This is a genomic window from Gemmatimonas sp., assembly GCF_031426495.1.
GTDB lineage: Bacteria > Gemmatimonadota > Gemmatimonadetes > Gemmatimonadales > Gemmatimonadaceae > Gemmatimonas.
In genome coordinates, this window is the sequence record NZ_JANPLK010000059.1 from 152,769 (window position 1) to 173,262 (window position 20,494).

19 protein-coding genes are annotated in these 20,494 nt (G+C 66.1%); 9 read left to right on the top strand and 10 right to left on the bottom strand.

Annotation, left to right across the window (positions count from 1 at the left end):
• Positions 1–155 precede the first annotated feature (155 nt).
• Both RMP10_RS15415 and RMP10_RS15420 read left to right on the top strand, forming a co-directional pair.
• Positions 156–674, top strand: coding sequence for a KTSC domain-containing protein (locus RMP10_RS15415; protein WP_310571084.1), 519 nt, complete (start codon positions 156–158; stop codon positions 672–674).
• 159 nt (positions 675–833) lie between these two features.
• Positions 834–1,508, top strand: coding sequence for a hypothetical protein (locus tag RMP10_RS15420; RefSeq protein ID WP_310571085.1), 675 nt, complete (start codon positions 834–836; stop codon positions 1,506–1,508).
• A 30-nt stretch (positions 1,509–1,538) separates the two neighbouring features.
• Here RMP10_RS15420 and RMP10_RS15425 read toward each other — a convergent pair whose 3' ends face one another.
• The 5 genes from RMP10_RS15425 to RMP10_RS15445 all read right to left on the bottom strand — a co-directional run bounded on the left by RMP10_RS15425 (position 1,539) and on the right by RMP10_RS15445 (position 7,024).
• Positions 1,539–2,348, bottom strand: a complete 810-nt coding sequence (locus RMP10_RS15425; RefSeq protein ID WP_310571086.1) for a carbon-nitrogen hydrolase family protein — start codon at positions 2,346–2,348, stop codon at positions 1,539–1,541.
• An 8-nt stretch (positions 2,349–2,356) separates the two neighbouring features.
• Positions 2,357–5,020 (bottom strand): serine/threonine-protein kinase, encoded by a 2,664-nt coding sequence (locus RMP10_RS15430; RefSeq protein WP_310571087.1) that lies wholly within the window; start codon positions 5,018–5,020, stop codon positions 2,357–2,359.
• Positions 5,021–5,032: 12 nt separating this feature from the next.
• Positions 5,033–6,004 (bottom strand): alpha/beta fold hydrolase, encoded by a 972-nt coding sequence (locus RMP10_RS15435; RefSeq protein WP_310571088.1) that lies wholly within the window; start codon positions 6,002–6,004, stop codon positions 5,033–5,035.
• 107 nt (positions 6,005–6,111) lie between these two features.
• Positions 6,112–6,354, bottom strand: a complete 243-nt coding sequence (locus RMP10_RS15440) for a hypothetical protein (RefSeq protein WP_310571089.1) — start codon at positions 6,352–6,354, stop codon at positions 6,112–6,114.
• Between the two features lie 112 nt (positions 6,355–6,466).
• Positions 6,467–7,024: an ECF-type sigma factor gene (locus tag RMP10_RS15445; RefSeq protein ID WP_310571090.1), complete on the bottom strand. Its 558-nt coding sequence runs from the start codon at positions 7,022–7,024 to the stop codon at positions 6,467–6,469.
• A gap of 155 nt (positions 7,025–7,179) precedes the next feature.
• Between RMP10_RS15445 and RMP10_RS15450 the strand changes: the two genes are divergently transcribed.
• From RMP10_RS15450 to RMP10_RS15475, 6 genes are read left to right on the top strand one after another with little or no spacing between them, the layout of a single operon-like run.
• Positions 7,180–7,629 carry a hypothetical protein gene (locus RMP10_RS15450; RefSeq protein ID WP_310571091.1) on the top strand — a complete coding sequence of 150 codons (450 nt, stop codon included), beginning with the start codon at positions 7,180–7,182 and terminating at the stop codon, positions 7,627–7,629.
• Between the two features lie 49 nt (positions 7,630–7,678).
• Positions 7,679–8,428, top strand: coding sequence for a hypothetical protein (locus RMP10_RS15455; RefSeq protein WP_310571092.1), 750 nt, complete (start codon positions 7,679–7,681; stop codon positions 8,426–8,428).
• A 30-nt stretch (positions 8,429–8,458) separates the two neighbouring features.
• On the top strand, positions 8,459–9,088 hold the full coding sequence (locus RMP10_RS15460; RefSeq protein WP_310571093.1) for a DUF4129 domain-containing protein: 630 nt from the start codon (positions 8,459–8,461) through the stop codon (positions 9,086–9,088).
• Positions 9,085–10,356 (top strand): DUF4350 domain-containing protein, encoded by a 1,272-nt coding sequence (locus RMP10_RS15465; protein ID WP_310571094.1) that lies wholly within the window; start codon positions 9,085–9,087, stop codon positions 10,354–10,356. Before RMP10_RS15460 ends, RMP10_RS15465 begins: the two co-directional genes overlap by 4 nt.
• On the top strand, positions 10,353–11,330 hold the full coding sequence (locus RMP10_RS15470; RefSeq protein ID WP_310571095.1) for a MoxR family ATPase: 978 nt from the start codon (positions 10,353–10,355) through the stop codon (positions 11,328–11,330). Before RMP10_RS15465 ends, RMP10_RS15470 begins: the two co-directional genes overlap by 4 nt.
• Before the next feature lie 2 nt (positions 11,331–11,332).
• Positions 11,333–12,682, top strand: coding sequence for a DUF58 domain-containing protein (locus tag RMP10_RS15475; RefSeq protein WP_310571096.1), 1,350 nt, complete (start codon positions 11,333–11,335; stop codon positions 12,680–12,682).
• Here RMP10_RS15475 and RMP10_RS15480 read toward each other — a convergent pair.
• From RMP10_RS15480 to RMP10_RS15500, 5 genes are all read right to left on the bottom strand, one after another.
• Positions 12,660–14,546, bottom strand: a complete 1,887-nt coding sequence (locus RMP10_RS15480; RefSeq protein WP_310571097.1) for a stage II sporulation protein M — start codon at positions 14,544–14,546, stop codon at positions 12,660–12,662. The two genes, RMP10_RS15475 and RMP10_RS15480, sit on opposite strands and share 23 nt — an antisense overlap.
• Before the next feature lie 57 nt (positions 14,547–14,603).
• Positions 14,604–15,629, bottom strand: coding sequence for a carbohydrate porin (locus tag RMP10_RS15485; RefSeq protein ID WP_345785806.1), 1,026 nt, complete (start codon positions 15,627–15,629; stop codon positions 14,604–14,606).
• 442 nt (positions 15,630–16,071) lie between these two features.
• On the bottom strand, positions 16,072–17,661 hold the full coding sequence (locus tag RMP10_RS15490) for an HDOD domain-containing protein (RefSeq protein ID WP_310571099.1): 1,590 nt from the start codon (positions 17,659–17,661) through the stop codon (positions 16,072–16,074).
• Positions 17,658–17,963, bottom strand: a complete 306-nt coding sequence (locus tag RMP10_RS15495) for a hypothetical protein (protein WP_309673337.1) — start codon at positions 17,961–17,963, stop codon at positions 17,658–17,660. Before RMP10_RS15495 ends, RMP10_RS15490 begins: the two co-directional genes overlap by 4 nt.
• Positions 17,963–19,507 (bottom strand): HDOD domain-containing protein, encoded by a 1,545-nt coding sequence (locus RMP10_RS15500; RefSeq protein WP_310571100.1) that lies wholly within the window; start codon positions 19,505–19,507, stop codon positions 17,963–17,965. The genes RMP10_RS15495 and RMP10_RS15500 overlap by 1 nt, the downstream gene beginning before the upstream one ends.
• Before the next feature lie 84 nt (positions 19,508–19,591).
• On the opposite strand from RMP10_RS15500, the gene RMP10_RS15505 reads away from it, so the two are divergent.
• On the top strand, positions 19,592–20,359 hold the full coding sequence (locus tag RMP10_RS15505; protein WP_345785807.1) for a YoaK family protein: 768 nt from the start codon (positions 19,592–19,594) through the stop codon (positions 20,357–20,359).
• Positions 20,360–20,494: the final 135 nt, after the last annotated feature.

The following is a 20,494-nucleotide window of genomic DNA, read 5'->3' on the forward strand; positions in this document are numbered from 1 at the left end:
GATAGCCGATTTATGGACGGCGACGTTGGAGGTGCGCACATCGTCATATGCCGGTCAATCTTCTCACGATACGTCGACAACGTCGTCCGCATCGCCATATTCATGTCGTTCATGAGAAGAACTGACCATAAGACGACGAATCGGCAGCGTTGAGCATGCCGCGGTCTACCGACTTCTCTGCGTATTGCGCCGTCCTCGGCCTACGTACGGTTCGCACGGTCGAGGAGCTCGATGGCGTGTACCGTCCACTGATCGCGCAGTGGCATCCCGATCGCCATTATGGGCGGGCCAGCTACGCGATGGCCGCCGCCCGCGCCGCGGCGATCAACGAGGCGTATGCGTTCCTTCTCGCGGCACTCGAACGGGAACGCGAACGGGAACGCGAACGCGCGCAAACGGTGGCGCCGAGGCCTGGATCGCACGCCGCACGCGACGGCTTTCCCGATCCCACCGTGCTCGAGATCTTCGTCAAGGCGCCAAACATCATATCGGTGGGATACAACAGCAGCACGGCCGATCTGTTCGTGAAGTACCTCGGCCATCGCATCTATCGGTATCGGGCGGTTCCGGCCTCGGTGGTTGAGGCACTGCTCAACGCCCCATCCGCGTCGACGTTTGTGAGCGAACACATTGACCGAGAATTCGAATCCGAGGCGTATAAACGCATCACATAGGCGCCGCGTTGTGCGGCACCACGTGCGCAGAATTCGCGTGAGGTAAACTTCCCCCACGTTCGGGATTTCCCCTACGTGGATGCTTCTCGTTGATCCGTATTGCTTATGTAGCGGTACCGCATCCGGTGCTGCCACACGACCCAGCGGGAGGACCCGACGATGCGCTATCTCACGATTCTGGCCATTGGCCTTGCGACGCTTTCTACCGAAGCGGCGGCCCAGCAGTCCCAGCCCCAGCCTCCCACGCGACTCCCCGTCACGCGCGTGATCGGCGACACGATGACGCTCGTTACCGTCCAGAACGATCGCGCGACGCCGGTCGCCGTGTACCTGGAAGCCGCTGGCATTGATCGTCGCTTGGGTGTGGTGGCGGCCGGTGATGTGGCCACGTTGCAGTTGCCCTCTTGGGCGGTGAACGGACGCAGCACGGTGCGTCTCCTGGCTCGTCCGGAAGGCGCCGGCTTCAGCGTCGCCACCCCGCTATTCCCGCTCTTAGGCGCGGTGCGCGTCGGCCTGCTCGTTCCGCCAAGTGGTATCGCGAGCATCGACAGCGTTCCGGTGCTGCTGACCGCCGAAGAGCGGGCCAGCACGACGATTACGATCGACAATCCACGCAACAAGCCCATGATCGTGTTCGCTGAACAGGGCGTACGCTCGGTCCGGCTTGGCGAAATCCCGGCCAACACGCAGGCCACGCTGTCGTTTCCGAAGGACCTCATCAAGCGTGGTGACGCGATCCGCGTGTTTGTGCGCCCGGTTGGTGGCACGGATGTGGCCACCCGCGCGCTCACGTTGAAGACGGGCGATCACATCGCCGTCGAAATCGTTTTCTAGCACGCACGGTGCGGGCAGTGCAACGGCCGGTTAGAGTCCTGTCCGACAGCGCTGCGCGAGCAATCCGGTCGCGAGTGACAGGTCGCAGTCGGCGATGAGCAGTCCCGCCTCGCCGTACGGCTGCCAGGCGTGCAGCGTCCCGTCCGGGCGCGCGATGGCCGAGGCGATGGGAGCGCCCGCGCTCGCGCAATTCACCGACGCGAACCAGCAAGTGTTCTCGGCGGCACGACACAGTATCGCCTTCTCGTGAAACGTGTTGGCGGGATCGGCGAAGCTGGTGGGACGAAATGCTCCCGCTTCTGCCCAGGCGAAGTTCGGATGAAACACGACCTGCGCGCCGCGTCGCACGGCCCAACGGACTGTTTCGGGATACCGCCAGCCTTCGTGACAGATCACGACGCCGAACGTGAGCGGGCCCACGGTGAACACGCGTCGCTCGTTGCCGTGGCCGTACACCGGATCTTCAGAGGGGTCGAGCTGCACTTTGTCCTGAAACCCCATCAGCGCGCCGGTGGTATCGAAGACGGCGACGGTGGCGACTGGAAGTCCGTCGGCGACGTCCGGCACGACCCGCTCCGTACCCAACACGACCGCGACCCCTGCCTTCGCCGCCGCGGCGCCGATGTCGCGCCAGGCAGAGGCCAGGAACGCGGCATCAGCCGGTGGCACCGGGAGATGGGGCGCGCGGTAGCCGGGCACGTAGCATTCGGGGAAACAGACCACGAGGGCGCCGGCGGCTCCCGCCTCGGCGATCGCGTCGCAGGCGATCGCGACGGACATTGCCGGGGTGTCGGGGTACGGCACGCACGCGAGTGCGATACGCACGGTATCTGAACGCATAGCCAAAGTTATCGCAGCGTACCGAGCAGCGCTTCGGCTTCCTTCGTGGTCGAATGCCGTACGCCAGCGCCGGCACGGAGGGCCGTCTGCGCGGCACTCGCCCAGACACGTGCGCTGTCCGTCATGCCCTGTACGGCGAACGTCCGGGCAAGGTAGAGGTCGGCGAGGCCGACGTCGGCACTTCGCGTGGCGGTGAGCGAATCGGTATTGGCGATGCCGCGCATCACGCGCGCGTACATGCGCGCCCGCTCCGCATTCCCCTGACTGAGCAACAATGGGGTCAGCATGCGCAGCGCGCTCCAGGAGCGTCGCGTGGTCTGCCGTGCGGCGAGCACGCTGTCGAGCGTCATCACCCCTTCAAGAAGGACCACCGCGCCAGCGGTATCTTTAAGCGCGGCGGCGAGGCCAGCGGTGAGAATGAGGCTGTCCCGGTCGGTCGGCCGTCGCAGGGCACGCAACATCGTCAGATACTTGGTGAACGCTGGCGCCGCCTCCACCCCGCGTCCGAGTGACGTGAGGCTGCGAACGATGCCGAACTGGGCGCGACTTTCGATGACTGGATCTTTGCGCTTGGCCGCGCTGGCCGCGACCGCGCGATACCACACTAATGCCGAGTCGGCCTGTCCATCCGCCAGCAACTCGGCGGCGAAGTTGAAGCCGGCAGTCGGATTGACCCCACCCGCCGTATCGGCGGCCATGAGTCGTGCGTTGACCATATCCCAGATCGGGAGGATGGCGGCGCGTTCGCCGAGGGGACCGCGCTCGGTCGCAATGTTCGCCATGACGCCCGTGGAGGCGAACGAGCCAGCCAGACCAAGTCGCGTCAGGGTTTCCTGCTGGCGTTCCAGCACCGCGATCGCTTCACGGCCGCGGTTGATCCGACCCAAGTGACCCGCCAGCAGCGATTGCACGGATACCATCTGCAGCGTGTTGCTGCGCCCGGTACTGTCTAGAATCGCGACCACACGACGATACACGAGTAACACGGAGTCGTTCGCGGCGCGCTGCGGTAGCAGGCGTGCACGCGTCAGCAGGCACGCGACGCGATCCACGCGGTTCTCTGCTTCGGTTCCCGCCACGACACGCTCGGCTCGAGCCAACTCCTGATGCGCCAACTCCAGCTTCTCCGTCTTGGCATACTGGCGCGCGAGACCGCAGGCCGTCGCAAACATCGCTGGAACGTCAGCGATGCGCCGTGCCGCGGAGTCGGCGCGGAGCAACATCGCTCGGGCTTCTTCGTTGCGACTCAGCTCTGAGTATCGATCAGAAAAACTCAACAGCATCGAGATGGTGACGCGCGGGTCGGTGGTGGTCCCCGCATCGAACATCTGCACACCCTTATCCAACAGCTGCTTCTGACTGAGCGTCGTCGTGCCGATTTGCGACAGCAGCAGCGTTTGGAATTGTCGTGTGGCTTCCGCCCGTTCTGTTTGGAACTGTGCGCCATCGCGCGCGCGCTCCGCTTGCCACGCCTGTCGAACTGCAACGCCAGCGGTGGCGATCACCGCGAGGATTGCCACCGATGCCCCCGCCAGCCCGGCTCGATGGCGCCGCACAAAGCGACGCATCCGGTAGCCCAGCGTGTCCGGCCGCGCGCGCACGGGCTTATGCTCCAGAAAGCGCTGCAAGTCATCGTTGAACGCGGCGGACGTTTCGTACCGTTCGCCGGGCGTCTTTTTCAGTGCTTTGCGGAGAATCGTGTCCAGATCGCCCAGCTCTGTACGCCGCGGTTCCGTCTCGAGCGTGGTGCGCAGGATCTCCGCCGGCGTGCGGCTGTCGCCGGCCGTCGGATGCGTGCCGGTAAGCAGCAGGTACGCGACCACGGCCGCGCTGTACGTGTCGCTGGCGGTGCCGATCGCGTCGCCACGCAGCTGCTCCGGTGAGGCGAACAGTGGGGTGAGTGCCCGACTCCCGACCTCCGTCACGACGGAACGTTCGTCGGCGGTCGATGGCAGGAGTTGCTTGCCAATGCCGAAGTCGAGCAGCGTGACCTGCCCGTTGGGACGCACCAAAATGTTCGACGGCTTCAAGTCGCGATGGACGATCAGGTGCGCATGGGCATGACTGATTGCGTCGAGCACCTGTTGCATCAAGCCAATGCGCGCCGTCGCGGTGAGCCGCTGCGTGTGCGCGAACACATCCAACGGTACACCGTCCACGTACTCCATGACCAGGTACGGCTGACCGGCCTCCGTCACACCGGCATCAAGCAGACGCGCGATGTTGGGGTGCGTCAGTGTGGCCAGCAGCGTGCCTTCGCGCCGAAACTGGTCGAGCGCCACCGGGGTAACGCTGGAGAGGTGCAGGAGCTTGATCGCCGCACGACCGGTAAACGTGCCGTCGGCGCGATGGGCCAACCACACCGTGCCCATGCCGCCTTGACCGATCGGTTCGTCGAGAATCCACGCGCCGATCGGTGTCCCCGACAGCGTGGTCGACCATCCGCCCAGCAGCTGCTCCATGGAGTACTTGCCAGGTCCACTTGGCAGGAACTCGCCGGTGGCAGCATCCTGCTCGAGGAGGCGGGTGAGTGCGTCTACCACCTCGGTACTCTCGTGACTCAGACCGGCGAGCCACTGCGCCCGACGCTCCGGTGCGAGTTCGAGCGCCTGATCCAACAACGGCCCGACGCGAGCATACAACACGGGATTCAGCGGCAGCGCATCGGCCATTGGATTGCTGGATCAGAGAGGTGTGGCCGACTGTCCATGACAGCCAACAGTAAATTGCAGTGGCATGACCGTGCGCGTCCAGCGCGAAACCGGAGCCTGTACCGGGGCGTCCACCGACAGGTGGCGCGCGAAGAAGTCTCCGACCAATGCGAGATACTCGGGGCCGGTCACACTGAACGACGCCAGATGTCGCGTGCCGGGGGTGATCCACGAATCGCAGGCACCCGCCGCCGCCAGATCGCGCGCGTGCTGCACGGGCACAAAGGGATCGTGTTCAGCATGAATCACCAGCGTCGGACGACCGCGCAGGCGCCGCATGTTGTGCCCTGGCGCATGACGGAGCAGGTCTTCACCCGTGAGCAGTCGTGCGGCAATCAGGGCACCGCCGAGCACAAAGGAGGGCAGGCGCGTGAGCCGGGTAAACTGGGCGTGCAACACCTCCTCGAGTGACGCGAAGGCGCTGTCGGTGATCAGTGCGCCGATGGCGTGCTCCTCGACCGCCGCCGCAATCGCGCTCACGCCACCCATCGACGCCCCTAGCACGCCAATGCGACCAGGCTGATAGCCTCGATGCCTCAGGAAGTCGACGGCACCAAGAATGTCGCGTTGTTCCCGTCGCCCAAAAGTGAGACGCGCTCGGTCGCTTTCCCCGTGGCCGCGCAGGTCGACCATGATCACGCTCAGGCCTCGCGAGGTGAGTTCGCGCACGAGCGACTGTGTGGTTCCACGAAGCTCTTCACCTCGACATGAATCGCGGCCGTGCGCCAGAATGACCGCCCCTCGCGCGTCCAGCGTCCGCCGGTACGAGGCCACGAGCTGCAGCGATTCGCCACGAGCGCAGAACTTCACCCGCTCGTAGCTGGCCCCTTCGTGCGCCGCGTATGGCATCCGCCGCGGGGTGGTAAAGAGGTGCGCGACCACCACGGCGATGACCACGTAGGTCAGCGCCACCAGCCCGCAAACGCCCGCCAGTATCACCGTCATTGACATGCCGCCCCCGTTTGTCCGCGTCGACCAGTGGCCCTCTGCTCACGAGATCGGAAACCGGAACTGCGAGGTGACAGCGCGGCCTCTCGGGCTCGCGGCACCGATCAGCAGCGCAGGCCGAGGTGCTCAAGCGAACCGGGAACGATGGCGCGTGCGCTGGTCTCCGAGTCGACCGTCATTGCGGCCTCAAGTGCTGGCTGCATCAGCCGTTCCAGTTCGAGGGCAACAGAGGGGCACTCGGCACGGAGCTCACGCAGCCAAACCCCGCGCTCCGCCGGAGCGAGTTCGAGCGCGCAGTGCACGAGTGGCTGGACGGCGTTTCTGAAATGACGCGCGAGGTTGAACATCCGGGTCTCCGATGTGCGTGCCGCGGCAGGCTGAAGTGGCCGCGTACTTGCTCAATCGGAAATCGGCGCGCGCGGGTGACACCGACCGGCGACGCTCCGGCCAGTTGGGTCCCTAGTCGCGTAGGGTGCTCCTGAGGAGCACCCGCGCCTTTCGCCATTCGCGAAGTACCGTCCGCTCGGACACCCCGCGCATGGCGGCGATCTCGGCGAACCCGAAGCCGCAAAAGAAGTGCAGATCGACCAGTTGGGCGAGCGGTGGGTCGAGTTCGGCGAGCCCTTCCAGCGCTTCGCCAAGTGCGTCGAGTTGCTCCGTTGCCTCGTCGCCGCCCGCCGGCGTGGAGGTGTCGATGCCGGTGATGTGAAACTCGCCGCCGCGCTTTTGCGCCCGTCGGCTGCGGACATAGTCGATCACGAGACCTCGCATTGCACGCGAGGCGTAGGCCATGAAGTGCGCGCGGTCCGGATACGCGGCGCCCTCTCGATCGGCCATGCTGATGTACGCCTCGTGTAGCAGCGTCGTGGCACCAAGGGTGAGTTGCCCGCTATTGCGCGATAGTTGGCGCTCCGCCAGTCGATGCAGATCAGCATACAGCATCGTGAACAAACGATCGGCCGCTGCTCGGTCGCCCGTGTCCGCGTCCCGCATGAGTCCGGCGACCGTCTGATCCATGCTATCGAGATGGGAGGGGAGCTGGCTTACTCACCGCTGTGGCGTTGCGCGGCGCAACAACGTGTGAACGTAGCAGGACGCGCAAGGCAAACGAGGGGAATCCCAGCAACGCCCGTGAGCCTTGCCAGCCGAGGCGGCTCCGGGCATCATCCGCCATGTCTCTCACGCAAGAAGAAGTCTCCCCGGGGCTCGTGGTCCAGCTGGACACGGCCATGTTGCGCGCGCTCGGCGGCTGTCAGACCAATGCCGTGCTCGGGCCTGACGGCGACCGGTCGGTCGTTGGAACGCAAGACTTCCTGGTCGTAGGCCTGGACGCCGCAGCCAGCCGCTGCACCGCCGTTCCGCTCTTCGCCAAAACGGCGGTCGGCAATCAGCCGCTCGAGAACGGTAAGAAGTCGGGGCGCGCCGACGAGTGGATCGGTACCGACACGTTCTTCTCGTGTTGGCAGCACTGGCGGATTCCCGTTGCGTCGGTCGTTGCCGCGTCGGCCGATGATCCGACCACGTCGGGGAACCGCCGTCGCTATGCGGCCGCCGATCGCTCGGCGCTCGATGACATCAAGAATTGGGAAGGACGGAACCGCGCGGCCTATCGGGACGCCTGACACGCGTGTAGGATCTCCTGATCTCATTGCCACTTCGGGAGGCTCCGTAATGTCTGACGCTTCGCTGCGCGCGCGCACCACTACTGAAATTGTCGACGCCGCATTCACGTTGTATCGCCGTGACTTTCAGCAATACATCATGGTGGGCGCGATCGCGTATTCACCGATGATCGCATTTTCGCTGCTCACCCAAGGCATGACCGGCACCGATCAGGTCCTCGTGTCCGTCGGCACCGCGGTCATCGGCCTGGTCATCGCCACGCTCGTCGGCGGCGCCGTGACGCGCATGGGTGCTGACGTCTATCTCGGGGGTCGCGCCGACGTGGGGCGCACCGTGGCGACGGTCTTACCGCTGGTGCCGATGCTGATCGTCGGCGCCCTCCTGACAATGCTCATGGTCGTGCCCGGTCTGATCCTGCTGATCGTGCCGGGTGTCTATCTCGCCACCCGACTGTTCGGTATCTCGCAGATCATCGTGCTCGAGAAGATGGGTCCGGTCGATGCCGTCACGCGCTCGTTCGCGCTCACCAAGGGGCGCGCCGGACACGTATTCCTGACGCTGCTGTTGCTCTACGGGCTCTATTTCGCGCTGTCCTTCGGTGTGACGCTTGCGGTGGCGGTGTTCGGCAGCCCGGTGTTGCAGACGGTCGTCAGTTCAGTGCTCAGCATCTTCTGCTTCCCGATTCTTGGCCTGGCGGCGCTCGTGCTGTACTACGATCTGCGTATTCGTAACGAGGGCTTCGATGTGGAGCATATGGCCCAGTCGCTCGACGGGTCGTCGTACGCGTCCGCGACCTGACCGCTGCCCACGTAGCGCAGGATGTCGGTGATGCTGCAGCCCGCGGCGACGTCGCCGGCACCGGGCGCGTGGGGTGACGCGGCGATCCGTGATACGATCGCTGCAATTGCCAGCCGGTCGGAGTATCAGCGCGAGCTGACCACATCGCTCGCCAGTCGGGCGCTCCGCTGGCTCGGCGACCTACTCGATGCGCTGTTCACTTCGGTGCGCGGTGCCGCGTATGGTCGAGAAATCACGATCGCGGTGGTGGGCCTGCTCGTGGCACTGCTCGTGGCACGCCTCGTGATCGGCGTGCGCGCCGAGCGGGCCCTCGTCGCCGCGCGCGTGCCGCGCAAAGCCACCGTGGCCGATCTCACGGCGCTCGCCGACGCCGAGCGGTTCGCGCAGGCCGGAGACTTCACGGCGGCCGCACACGCGTTGTTTGCCGCCCTGCTGCGCGCCTGCGCCGCTCGCGGCGAGCTCCGGTTGCATCCGTCCAAGACCACCGGCGACTATGCGCGGGAACTACGTCGTCGCAACACGCCGTCATTGCGTCCGTTCCAGTCGTTCCGCTCGCGCTACGATCGCGTGATCTACGGCGACATGCAGTGCAGCGCTGGCGACTACGCCGCACTTTCGACTGACGCTCGGCAACTGCTGGGCAGCGAGCGTGCCGCGTGACGACCGTCCCGATGGATCACGCGAACGCGGCGTCACCAGCACCGTGGTACACACGCCCCGGCATCGTGATCGCGCTGTTGGCCGCCCTCGTGATGATCACCGCCTTGGTCGCGCGAACGCCGGTCACCGGGCGCTCGGGCGATCCACGCCTGTCCACGAGCTCGGCCGATCCGCTCGGCGCCAAACTTCTCTACGAGCTGGCCGACCGGTTGGGGTGGCATGTGGTGCGCGACGGCCGCGGCGTCGTGCCTACGGCCAACACGACGATCTACAGCGTGCTTGATCCCGTCGTGCCAGTCACCCCGGAAGATGCCGGCGCGATGCTCGCGCACGTCCGCCGTGGCGGTGCGTTGCTGCTGGTGCTCGGCGAGGGTACGTCGCCACTCAACGACTCGCTGCAACTCACGGTGGATCGCCAAGGCGATGACGTGGCGCAGAATATTGGTGCGGTACGCCCATGCGCGGACGCGAACCGCGCGCGATTCACGCGGGACGCCCTCTGGTTCGGGAACGCGCGCATGCTGGCGCTGCACGGCAAGGGGCTGAGCAGGCCCGGACTGCAGCGACTCGTACTCCTCGAGAGCCGGCCGAACATCGTGACCGATGGACCGCGCAGCACCATGGTCGGCATGCCGTACGGCGCCGGACGCCTTGTGGTCTCAGCCGATCCCGACGTGTTCCGCAACGATGCCTTGCGTGAGTGTCGCTACGGACTCGATGTCGCCTCGGTGCGCGCGCTCGAGTATCTGTCGGAGAGCGGCACGGCGCCGCGGCGTACGATCGTGTTCGACGAATTCCATCAGGGGCGCACGCGTTTCGGCATGTCGGGTGCCATCGAACGATTCCTCCGCGAAACGCCGCCGGGGCGCGTGGTGCTGCAAATCGCGCTCGCCGGCTTGCTCCTGCTGTTCGCAGCCGCGCCCCGCGTGCTGCCGCCGCGCGAGCAGGTGCGTATCGAGCGGCGCTCGCCACTGGAGCACGTGGACGCGCTCGCCCGCGCGTATGTGCAGGTCGGGGCCACACGTACCAGTGCACAGCATCTCGTGCGCGGATTGCGTCGGCGCATGGAGCATGGCGCCGCCCGCGGCAAACGCGGCGGGCTCGATGAAGATCAACTCTATCTCACACGGCTAGCCGACGTGAAGCCCGCGCTGGCCAGTGACATTGCGATCGTTCGTCATGCGCTGACGAACCCGGTCGACCTCGGTGAATTCCGCCGGGTCGGACAAGCGATTCAACGCATCGAAGCGGCACTCACGCGAACATGACTACTCCTCCCATGCAGCTCACGATCGATCAGGGCGCAGACATCCTTCGCCGTCTCCGCAGTGCCATCGCCGCGCGCATCGTTGGGCAGGATGCGGCTATTGACGATGCGCTCATCACCTTCCTCGCGCGCGGACATCTCCTCATCGAAGGCGTACCCGGAACCGCGAAAACGCTCCTCGTGCGTACGCTGGCCAGCGCGCTTGGCGTGCGGTTCACCCGCGTGCAGTTCACGCCCGATCTCATGCCGAGTGATCTCACTGGCATCGCGATCGTCCGTGATGTGGCACGGGGCTTCGAGTTTCAGCCTGGGCCGGTGTTCACCGACTTGCTGCTGGGCGACGAGATCAACCGCGCGCCCGCCAAGACGCAGTCGGCGCTGCTGGAAGCGATGTCCGAACGGCAGGTGTCGGCCGACGGTGTCACGCGGCCGCTGGATACCCTGTTCACGGTGTTCGCCACGCAGAACCCGGTGGAGCACGAAGGCACGTATCCGCTGCCAGAGGCGCAGCTCGACCGCTTTTTGCTGAAGACGATCATGGGGTACCCGGCGCTCGACGCCGAGCTCGCGATGCTGGCATCGCATGAAGCGGGGTTCAATCCCGAGAGTACGACGGTGCCGCTATCCGAGCCGGTACTCGGTGATGGAGAAGCGGTGGCGCTGCGTGAACTAGCGGATTCGGTGCGTGTGGCGCCTGAGGTGCAGGCGTATATCACGTCGATCACTCGCGCCACGCGCGAGGAACCGTCGCTCTCGCTCGGCGCGTCGCCGCGCGCCACGGTGGCGCTGATGCGCGCCGCACGCGCCGCCGCCGTGCTCGAAAGTCGTGACTTCGTGACGCCGGACGACGTGAAGGATCGTGTGTTCGCGGTGCTGCGGCACCGCGTCACGCTCTCGCCCGAGTTGGAAGTGGAAGGACGCACGGCCGACGATGCCCTGTCGGCCATTCTGCTGCGCGTCGTCGCGCCCAAGTAGGGATGTCACCGTTTCTCCGACGGGCGATGCAGGCGCTGCTGCGGTTTGCTCCGCAGCGGCGACTCGCGTGGCTCGCGGCGTTCACGGCGCCCGTGTGGCTGCTGCCGGCCCCATTCGGCGCGTACGTCGGTGTGGGCGTATCGCTGCTCGCGGTCGCCGCGCTGGCCATCGACGTGCTCATGCTCCCTTCGGCGGCCGCACTGAGTGTGGAGCGTGAGTTCCCGCCGTCTGTGGGAATCGGCGACGAGATCGACGGAAGCTACACGGTCATCAACCGCACGTCGCGTGCGCTGCAGGTGGAATTGCACGACCAACTGCCGCCGTTGGTGAGCGGCGGTGTGCAATCAATCGCGCTGCGCGTTCCCGGTGCGTCGGCACAACGGGTGCAGGCCGGCATTCGCGGCACGGCGCGTGGTACGGCACTACTCGGCACGGTCGGTGTGCGCGTCAGTACGGCGCTCGGCCTGGTCAGCGCACGCTACACATTCGAGACTGACGATGCGATCCGGGTGATGCCGTCGCTCGCGGGTGTGCGTCGCTATCGCTTGCTGGCCATGCAGCACCATCTCGACGCGATGGGTATTCGCGTGCTGCGCCACAAGGGACAGGGGCAGGCGTTTGCGCGTTTGCGCGAGTACGTGCGCGGCGACGACCCTCGCCACATCGACTGGAAGGCGACGTCGAAGAAGGGCAAGTTCATTACCCGCGAGTTCACCGTGGAACGCTCGCAGACGGTGATCACGCTGGTAGACGCCGGGCGCGGCATGACGCAGTTGTCGGGCGAATTCTCTCGCTTCGAGCACGCGCTCAGCGCGGCGCTGATCCTGACCGATGTCGCCTCCTCGTCGGGCGACCGCGTGGGCACGCTGGTCTTCGACGACGAGGTGCGTGCCTTTGTGCCACCACAAGCGAGCAAGGGGGCGCTGACGCTGGTGCGCGACGCCTTCATTCCCGTGCACGCGACGTCACGGGAACCGGACTACGCGTCGTCGTTCCGTTTCTTCGCCGCGCATCAGAAGAAGCGTGCGCTGGTGGTATTCTTCACCGACGTCATCGATGTGCGCGCCTCGCAGGCCTTGCTGGCCCACGTGACGCACAGCGCCGCGCGACATCTGGTGCTGGTGGTCGCGTTGCGCAATGACGCGTTGTTCGAGGCGGCGGCGCCGATGGACGCGGCCTCCACGGAGCAGCTGTTCGAGAGTGCGGCGGCCGAGGAAGTGATTCAGGCGCGCGAAGCGGTGCTGGAGCGCATGCGGCGCGCCGGTGTGGTGGTGCTCGACGTGTCGCCGCAAACCATGACAGCGAGTGTCGTGAACCGCTACCTCGAACTCAAGGCGCGGGGCGCGCTGTAGCGGGGCGCGCTGTCGCGGGGCGCGCTGTCGCGGGGCGCGCGTTGGCTGGTCCCTTGTAGAACAGATAGATCGCCAGCACGACAGCGCTGGTGGCCGATACCGCTAGCTTGGTCTGTAAGGACAGCGTGGCATTCGGTGAAACGAAACCCTCGATCGCGCCGGCGAAGAGCAGCAGGAACACGGCGCCTGCCAGCAGTCGGAAGGCGCGGCCACCGCGGTGCACCAGCGCCGCGCGGCGCGTGCGATTGCCCGGCAGCAGCATGCCCGACGCGAGCAGCAGCCCGGCCGCGCCGGCCAACACAATGGCGGTGAGTTCGAGCACGCCATGCGGCGCGATGAAGGAAAAGATCAGCGACCCGATTCCCTTCGAGATGTAGAGACCGAGGGCCGCCCCGATACTCACGCCGTTCATGACCAGCGCCCAGCAGGTGAGTAGGCCGGCCGTCATGCCTCCCGCGAAGGCCACGAAGGTCACCTGCACATTGTTGGTGGCGATCTGCGACGCCATCATCGGGCGATATACCTCGGGATCCTCGATATACCCTTTGCCGCGCTTCGCATCGTCCACGCCCTTGGCGGCGCGGGCCAGCATGCCTTGCGGCAACAGGGTGGCCGCCACCGACGGATGCGTGATCACCGCGCGCGCGGCAATCACCATGGGGCCGAACAGCAGCGTGGCCGCAATCGCGATCGGCAACCCCGAGGCGCGCACTTCGGCAGGCACATCGGCGAAGAGAAAGGCGACGAGCCGACGCAGGGTGAACGTGCCACGCCGGTACAGCAGGCTGTGGGCGCCGGCCACCAGGCGGTTGAGGTAGAACAGGTCGGCCGAGTCCTGTCCACGCGTCGCGGTGCGCAGTCGAGCCAAGTCGGCGGTCATTTCGCGGTAGTCCTGCACGAAGCGCCGCACACCCGCTTCGCCGAGCGTGGACAGTCCAGCGCCCTGAGCCGACTTGAGGGTGTTGGCGAACAACGCCCACCGTGGCGCGTTGGTGGCGACGATGCGATGTCGCTCGCGCGCGGCGCCGGTGTCATTGCGCGCCGCCGCGCCCTGCGCCCGAGCGGCCAGCTCGGCGTCGTGCAATCGCACCAGCTGTGCGATCGGCAGTTGTGCTGGATCCTGCGTGAGCTTCGCGCTGAAGCGCTGCGCCAGTCCGGCCGCCAGCTGCGTGCGCCGCTCGGGGTCGAACTGCATGCGCCGTTCCACGAACCGGTCGAGCAGTTGGAATTCCGCGTCCGTCAGACTCGCCGACAGGGGCAACGGCGTGCGCGCGTCGGTGCGCGCGGTCTTCCGCGGAGTCACCGGCTGCGACACCAGATCTTCCTTGACCACGATCGTGCCGGCCGCCATGTCACCGAGTCGCTTGCCGCGCGCATTCGCCATGATCGTGACGAGGCCGACGGCGTACAGAAAGATCGGTTGCAGGTCTATGGCGCGCACGATGTTACGAATAGCCGACGCCTCGAAGGTGACCGACAGGCCCCCGTCCTTCACGACGCGCAACTTCATGATGCGCTTGCCCGGCGTTTGTCCGTCGCCCAGCGCCTCGAACAGCACGTAGTACAGCCAGAGGATGGCGAACTGGATCACCCCGAGCAGCGCCATCACCCACGCGCCCGACGAATCGCGCGACGCGGCCACGCCGAACTTCACCTGCAGCTGAAGCAGCGCGACAATGACGGCGATAAATGTCGCGATACAAATCGCGTAGTCGATGAACGCGGCCGTGGCACGCGAGCCCACGCCGGCCACGGTGTACGACAGCACGACAAGTTCCGGCGTCTCGACGTCGACCGTCTGCGACAATGAGGGTCGGGGCAACTGCCCCGGCGCCGACGAAGCGGGCGGATTATTGGTAGCCATTCCCCGTAAGGTGTGGAGCGCACCCGACGGCAGCAAGTGAATGCGGCTACCGTCGCGTCAGAACGACAGCACCGTCCGCATCGTGGCCACGTTGCCGAACGCACGCACACTCGGCCCTTCGAGGCGACGGACGCGCTGGACATCGGCCACGAGCGATACATGCGACGTGACCGGAAGCTGATAGAACAGCTCGCCAATGGTCTCCCGGCCAGTGCCCCACGACGCGTGGGTCGCGCCCATGCCGATCAGGTCAGCGGGCCGCGCGGCCAGCAGGCCGGACAGGGTGAAGCCGCCGCCGCGATGCGCGTGGACCGATTGCACGTTTGGGCTGGACGCGCCGACCTGCGCGAAGACGGCGATCGAGGCGTGATTGTCGGCGTCGTCGCGCCGCGAACGTCCCTGCCACACCGTCTGGTCGAGGGTGGCGTACCACCCGCGTGTTCCCGGCACCGCCGGATCAGCGTCGGGATCGGCTCCGAGCGCGGAGAACAGGCCGGTATGTCGCCACGCGCCAACACCCACCCGGCCCACGAGCGGCGAGCGCCCAAGCGCCCACTGCTGATTCGCCTGGGCGATCTGGAATCGTGAGGTGCCGCCGAGCGGTGCCGGTGCGCCATCGAGGCCGTTGAACACCCCGACGCCGACGTTGAACAGCGACCACGGACTGACGGTCGCCTCCACCCCCCACGTGGGCAAAGGGAACGTGGGCGCGGCCATGATGCTGGGTGAATAGCCCATCGAGGCATTCAGGAACGACGCGCCATTGTCCGTGCCGGCAAACGCGTTGTTGAAGTCGATGCGACCCGCCTTGATGCTCAGGCGGTCCTGCAGCACGCGCTGCTCGACCCACACTTCCCCCATCGCCCGAAAGTCGTCGGCGTCGATGTTGGAGAAGTTCTGCACGAAGGCCGCTTCTCCAGAACCGTGAGTTCCACACTGCTGTGCGTGCGTAGCGATCGGGCGCTCGAGAACGACGCCGACCCGGCCGACGCGTCGGTGATCTCTTCGGCTCCGAACGTCACGCCAGGATGTGCGACGAGTGCATCGAACTGCGGAGACTCGAGACTCGGAAAAGCCGGCGATGCCGCTTCGCGAGGGCGCGGTGCCACGCGCGCTGCTCCCTCGATCGGCGCGGCTGCCGAGGCCGGGATGACACCCGGCACCCCAACGCGAGGTCTCGGCGTGCTCGCCCCCCTCGTGCGTATCGGTGCATCACCGTCGACGACGATCGCCCGCCCGCCCGCTTACGGCGGCGATGCCAACGATGAGACAGGCTGCGACCGCTGGGCTTCGCGCAGAAAACGTGGTGTCCGTCTGCACGGGCCTCGAGGGAGAATCAGGCTGGGACATGTCGTTCGCTTCGCATCAGTCGGCGCACGGTCGGTTGGCAACCACTCAAACACCGACATCGGTGACAAATCGCACAATGAGAGATTCGACGGGGACGAGCTGATTGTTCAGCGTTGCCAATCCCGGATTCAGGCACCGCTATCAGTCTGTGACGGCCGTTGCCTCCGGCGAACCACTAGGCGGCTCCCTCGGCCGGTTCAGCGATACTCGACCGGTGATGGGCGAAGGCCGCCACGAGATGATCACGCAGATCGCACAGGAGCCGCCGACTGGTCTCGGTGGAGTGCACCGATTCGATCGTGCTGTCAAAGTACAGACACCCGATCAGTTTCATCTCCAACACCAGCGGCAGGAGCGCGAAGTTGCTGGGTGACAGCTCCTTGATAAGGCGATCGCGCCCGTACAGCCTTGCGTCGCCACCAGTCATCTCCACGAAGAGATCGCGGCGGATATGCAGCGCGGCACCGAGCGGCCCGAAGGCAGCGGTGGGTCGCAACAGAAAGTTGCGCGCCAATTCGGCACTGCCTCGACCAATCCCCACGCGACCGCGGATCAGCTTGAAATCCTCGGCACTGATGCCGAGCACACCGCGCTCGTATCCCGCTTCACACGCCGCGCGCAACGTGGAGTCGGTAACCGAACCCACGCTGAAGGAACCCTGCGCCTGCTCCCGCTGCTGCACGAGCGCCCGCACCACGTCGCGCAGCCGCGCTTCCTGAGCGGAGTCGCTGGGATTGGGTACCAGTCGATCGATGGCCTCCTGCAACGCTGCGGCGTCGGCGGGCGCCAGCATGTCGGCACCCTGCTCCTGCTCGGCCGTCGTACCGTGAGTACTATCGCGCTTCACAAGCGCGACGGCCGTGGCGTCGGCGTGTCCACGCAGCCACACATCGAGGTCCACCTGCATGGTGTGCAGCGTCGGCTTCGCTTCGTTGATGGCCACGATCATGCACTCCTGCATGGTCAGGACATCGATGCCGATCAAAGGAGCAAATCGGGTGCGGATCTCCCTTACCTCGGCATCATCGGTCGTGGCCGCAGCACCGTACAGGCAACGCGCAAGCTCGGCGCTGCACTGCGTCACCGCATGCAGCGTCTCCTCGCCGAGCGACATGCCGAGATAGACGCGCATCGTGCGCACCACGGCCGGAGGCATACCCCAGCGCTTCGCCAGCGCGACGCCCACGTCTTCGAAGGTGAATCCGAACTGCGTCGCCTCCGCGCCGTCAGCGCACGGTCCCCCGGCTTGCACGTGCTCGAGCCACGTGCGATAAGCACGCGGACGATAGCAGGCCACCAGCAGTTCGCCGAACCGACGGAACAGTGCGCAGAGATAGGCGAGCTCCGGCCGATCGTAGCCGGCAGCGAATGACAGCTGCAGACTGTGGTTGGCCGCCAGCACCGACTCTACCAGCAAGTCGCGCACGGACGGGGCGTCCTGTTCGAGCTGTCCGAACACGCTCGCCGCCGTGGACAAGTGCTGCACGCGGTCAAAGCCGAGCAGCATGATCGCTTGCTTCACCGACCCGACCGTGCTGTGGGCGTTTCCACCCCCTGCCGCCGCGTTGGCGATGCGCAGCACTTTCGCCGACAGCGCGACATCTTGCATGATCGCGTGCTCTAGCAATCCCACGCGGGCGTCGAGATTGGCGGCGACGCTGCCGATCGAGCGCACATTGCGCACGAACGCCGGCAGATCGGCGGCCGCACCCACGGCTTTGACGAACGCGTCTGCTTCCGGTGAGAGCTCGGCGGTCGTGCTCATGCCTGATCGTTCGTCGCGTCGAGGCTCGACGTCAACGAAGCCAGCAACACCTGTCGGAGCGGCAGCGCGCCTTGCTTTCGGAGAAAAGTGCTGATCGGCGAGTCGGCGGCGAAGAGGTCCATGACGGACGTGAGCGACACGTCGCTCCAGATGCGCGGTTCTTGTCCGAGGTAGCGCGCGAACACCAAGCCCTCGTCCACCCGGACCTCGAGCGGGCCGCCGCTCACGCCGATCACCCGCATGACCGCGCCGCGCACCTCGAACGTCGCGGTCGCGGACGGTATGGTCAGATCGATGCCCATCAGCTGCGCCGCCGTGCGATCGCGTCGACCACCAGATCGGCAATCGACTTCGTGAAGCGGACGGTGGCGCGATCGGGTGCCGGTCCACTGCCGAGGCGGTCGCAGTACATGCAGCCGATCACCTTGCCCAGCACGATCAGCGGAAAGACACCGAACTGCGACACCCCCTGCTCAGTGGCCCAGCGTTGTTCCATGGTGTGCATCGTGCGGTCGGTGGGGAGATACACCGACTGTCGTTGCTGCGTGAGCGCGACCACCGGTCCACCGCGGGCCGACACGGGAAACGAGAAGCGCGACAGCAAGGCGTCGATGTCGGTGCCCAGGCCGGTGCGCGCCACCAGCTGCATCCGGTCGCCGGTCATGAAGCAGGTCACGACCCGATCGAAGGGCCCGCCCCGCATGATGACCTCCATCGCCTGCAGCAACACGGTTCCGATGGTGGCGCCCGACGCGGGATCCACGGCGTCGTCGAGTTCATTCCGCAAGCGCGCACGCACGGTGACGTCCGGCTCGGCCAGCATGGTCGGCGCGTCGCCGTCATCGGCCAGCGTGAGCGACGCGCCGAACGCCCGGCGGGCCGCCGCATTGAGTTCGCGCAGGTGCAGCACGCTCTGTTCGCTGTCCGTGCCCAGCAGGACCTCACGCGTTTCTTTCAGCGCATCGCTGGCGATGCGACCGACTTGTTCGCGCGTGAGCCGGATCTTGGGCCTATGGGCGTCGAGCATGGCATCGAGGGCCGGTCCTACGCTGCTGTTGCTGTCGGTCTGATACAGCGTGCTGGTGAGCTCATGGCTGAAGGCCGTGACCGATGCGAGGAGCGACGGCGATGTATGCGCCGTGGCGCGAATGCCCTGCGCGATGGTATCGGGGAGACCCCACTGGTTCGCCACTTCGACACCGAAGTCGGTGTACGCGAAACCGAGCACCATGCGCAGCGCCGACGCCTCGCTGCGTCCGTCGTCCTGAACGAGGGAACGGATGCGCTGGTAGTCGTCGTGGAAGTAGCAGGCCACGAGCACTTCGCCGAGGTTGCGAAACATTCCCGAGAGATGCGCCGCCTCGGGGTCGTCGTGTCCCAACTGGAGTGCGGTGGCGCGGGCGTGGTTGGCGGTCAGGAGCGACAGGATCATCAGCTCCTTGAGCTCCGGCGAGCGACGCTGGAAGTGCTCGAATAGCATCATACTGCCGGCCAGCTGCCGAACCACGCGCGCGCCCAGCATCATCATGGCGTGGGTCGCACTCTCGGTTGGGCGGCCACCGCGCCGGTAGTGCACGCTGTTGGCGGTCCGCACGACGCTCAAGGTGAGCCCGTACTCGCGCAGAACGACGTTGGCCAGCCGCTGCAGCGAGGCGACATCGTCGTCGATGGTGGAAATCGTATCAATCACCTGCCGGGACAACGCCGGAAAGTCACCACCCTCCATGATGCGTGCGAGCCGCGTCCGGATGGAAAAGCTGTCGACGCTCACGCCGGCGGCGCTGGCGTCACCGTGACGGTGGAGGGCTTCGCTGGCGAGGGGCAGGGGATCCTGAAGACGCATCATGCGGTCAAGTATCGGCACGTGGCGCCAAGGGATGTACGTACGACATTTCACCCTGCCGGTCTCTTGTCGGCTATTATTCGGGATATGCCGCTCGACTACGTACGGCGCCTGACGGGAACGGTTCGCACCCGGCGTGAAAACACGCACCTCGGCGTCGGGTTGGCGTTTGTGGCAGGGGCCACGAACGCCGGTGCCTTCCTGGCCGTTTCGCAGTACACGTCACACATGACGGGCATCGTCTCGTCGATGGCGGATGCGCTCGTTCTGCGACAGACCGAGGTGTTCCTGACCGGCGTCGGAGCCCTCTGCGCGTTCACGCTGGGCGCGGCCACCACCGCCGTGATGGTGAACTACGCGCGCCGCCAAGGGTTGAGCAGCGCGTTCGCCCTGCCGATACTGCTCGAGGCCGCGCTGCTGCTGGTGTTCGGCTTCCTCGGCGCACGCCTGCAGATGGTCCATAGCATCTTCGTGCCGGCTACGGTCAGTCTGCTCTGCTTCATGATGGGGCTGCAGAATGCGGTGATCACCAAGATCTCGAAGTCGGAAATCCGAACGACGCACGTCACGGGCATCGTGACCGATATCGGTATCGAGCTCGGCAAGTACTTCTATGTGAATCGGCACGATCTTGCCAGCGAGCCGCGGGTCCTGGCCGACCGGAAGCGCCTGCGCCTGCTCACCATGCTGTTCACGGCTTTCTTCTCCGGCGGCGTGATCGGCGCGCTCGGCTTCCGCGCCATTGGCAACAGCGCCACGATTCCGTTGGCGCTGGTGCTGCTCACCCTCGCCGCCGTCCCGGCCGTCGACGACGTGCGCAGCGCACTGCGGAACGACCGCGGCCACGGGGACTGACTCCGCGGAATACAGGGAATCACCGCGGATTCACGCCGATGTCGGGCGCGGTCCGTGCGCATTGGCGGCCATCCGCGGTCACGCAGTGCGGTGAAGGCCTCTGACCAAAAGCCGTACCACGGATGTACGCCGACG

Excerpts from the sequence above, each read along its gene's own strand:
- RMP10_RS15425 (WP_310571086.1), bottom strand. The coding sequence starts at position 2,348 with ATGCGTTCAGATACCGTGCGTATCGCACTCGCGTGCGTGCCGTACCCC.
- RMP10_RS15475 (WP_310571096.1), top strand. The coding sequence starts at position 11,333 with ATGTCACCGTTTCTCCGACGGGCGATGCAGGCGCTGCTGCGGTTTGCT.
- RMP10_RS15450 (WP_310571091.1), top strand. The coding sequence starts at position 7,180 with ATGTCTCTCACGCAAGAAGAAGTCTCCCCGGGGCTCGTGGTCCAGCTG.
- RMP10_RS15435 (WP_310571088.1), bottom strand. The coding sequence starts at position 6,004 with ATGACGGTGATACTGGCGGGCGTTTGCGGGCTGGTGGCGCTGACCTAC.
- RMP10_RS15415 (WP_310571084.1), top strand. The coding sequence starts at position 156 with ATGCCGCGGTCTACCGACTTCTCTGCGTATTGCGCCGTCCTCGGCCTA.
- RMP10_RS15470 (WP_310571095.1), top strand. The coding sequence starts at position 10,353 with ATGACTACTCCTCCCATGCAGCTCACGATCGATCAGGGCGCAGACATC.
- RMP10_RS15480 (WP_310571097.1), bottom strand. The coding sequence starts at position 14,546 with ATGGCTACCAATAATCCGCCCGCTTCGTCGGCGCCGGGGCAGTTGCCC.
- RMP10_RS15500 (WP_310571100.1), bottom strand. The coding sequence starts at position 19,507 with ATGATGCGTCTTCAGGATCCCCTGCCCCTCGCCAGCGAAGCCCTCCAC.
- RMP10_RS15455 (WP_310571092.1), top strand. The coding sequence starts at position 7,679 with ATGTCTGACGCTTCGCTGCGCGCGCGCACCACTACTGAAATTGTCGAC.
- RMP10_RS15420 (WP_310571085.1), top strand. The coding sequence starts at position 834 with ATGCGCTATCTCACGATTCTGGCCATTGGCCTTGCGACGCTTTCTACC.
- RMP10_RS15505 (WP_345785807.1), top strand. The coding sequence starts at position 19,592 with ATGCCGCTCGACTACGTACGGCGCCTGACGGGAACGGTTCGCACCCGG.
- RMP10_RS15460 (WP_310571093.1), top strand. The coding sequence starts at position 8,459 with ATGCTGCAGCCCGCGGCGACGTCGCCGGCACCGGGCGCGTGGGGTGAC.
- RMP10_RS15430 (WP_310571087.1), bottom strand. The coding sequence starts at position 5,020 with ATGGCCGATGCGCTGCCGCTGAATCCCGTGTTGTATGCTCGCGTCGGG.
- RMP10_RS15440 (WP_310571089.1), bottom strand. The coding sequence starts at position 6,354 with ATGTTCAACCTCGCGCGTCATTTCAGAAACGCCGTCCAGCCACTCGTG.
- RMP10_RS15490 (WP_310571099.1), bottom strand. The coding sequence starts at position 17,661 with ATGAGCACGACCGCCGAGCTCTCACCGGAAGCAGACGCGTTCGTCAAA.
- RMP10_RS15445 (WP_310571090.1), bottom strand. The coding sequence starts at position 7,024 with ATGGATCAGACGGTCGCCGGACTCATGCGGGACGCGGACACGGGCGAC.
- RMP10_RS15495 (WP_309673337.1), bottom strand. The coding sequence starts at position 17,963 with ATGGGCATCGATCTGACCATACCGTCCGCGACCGCGACGTTCGAGGTG.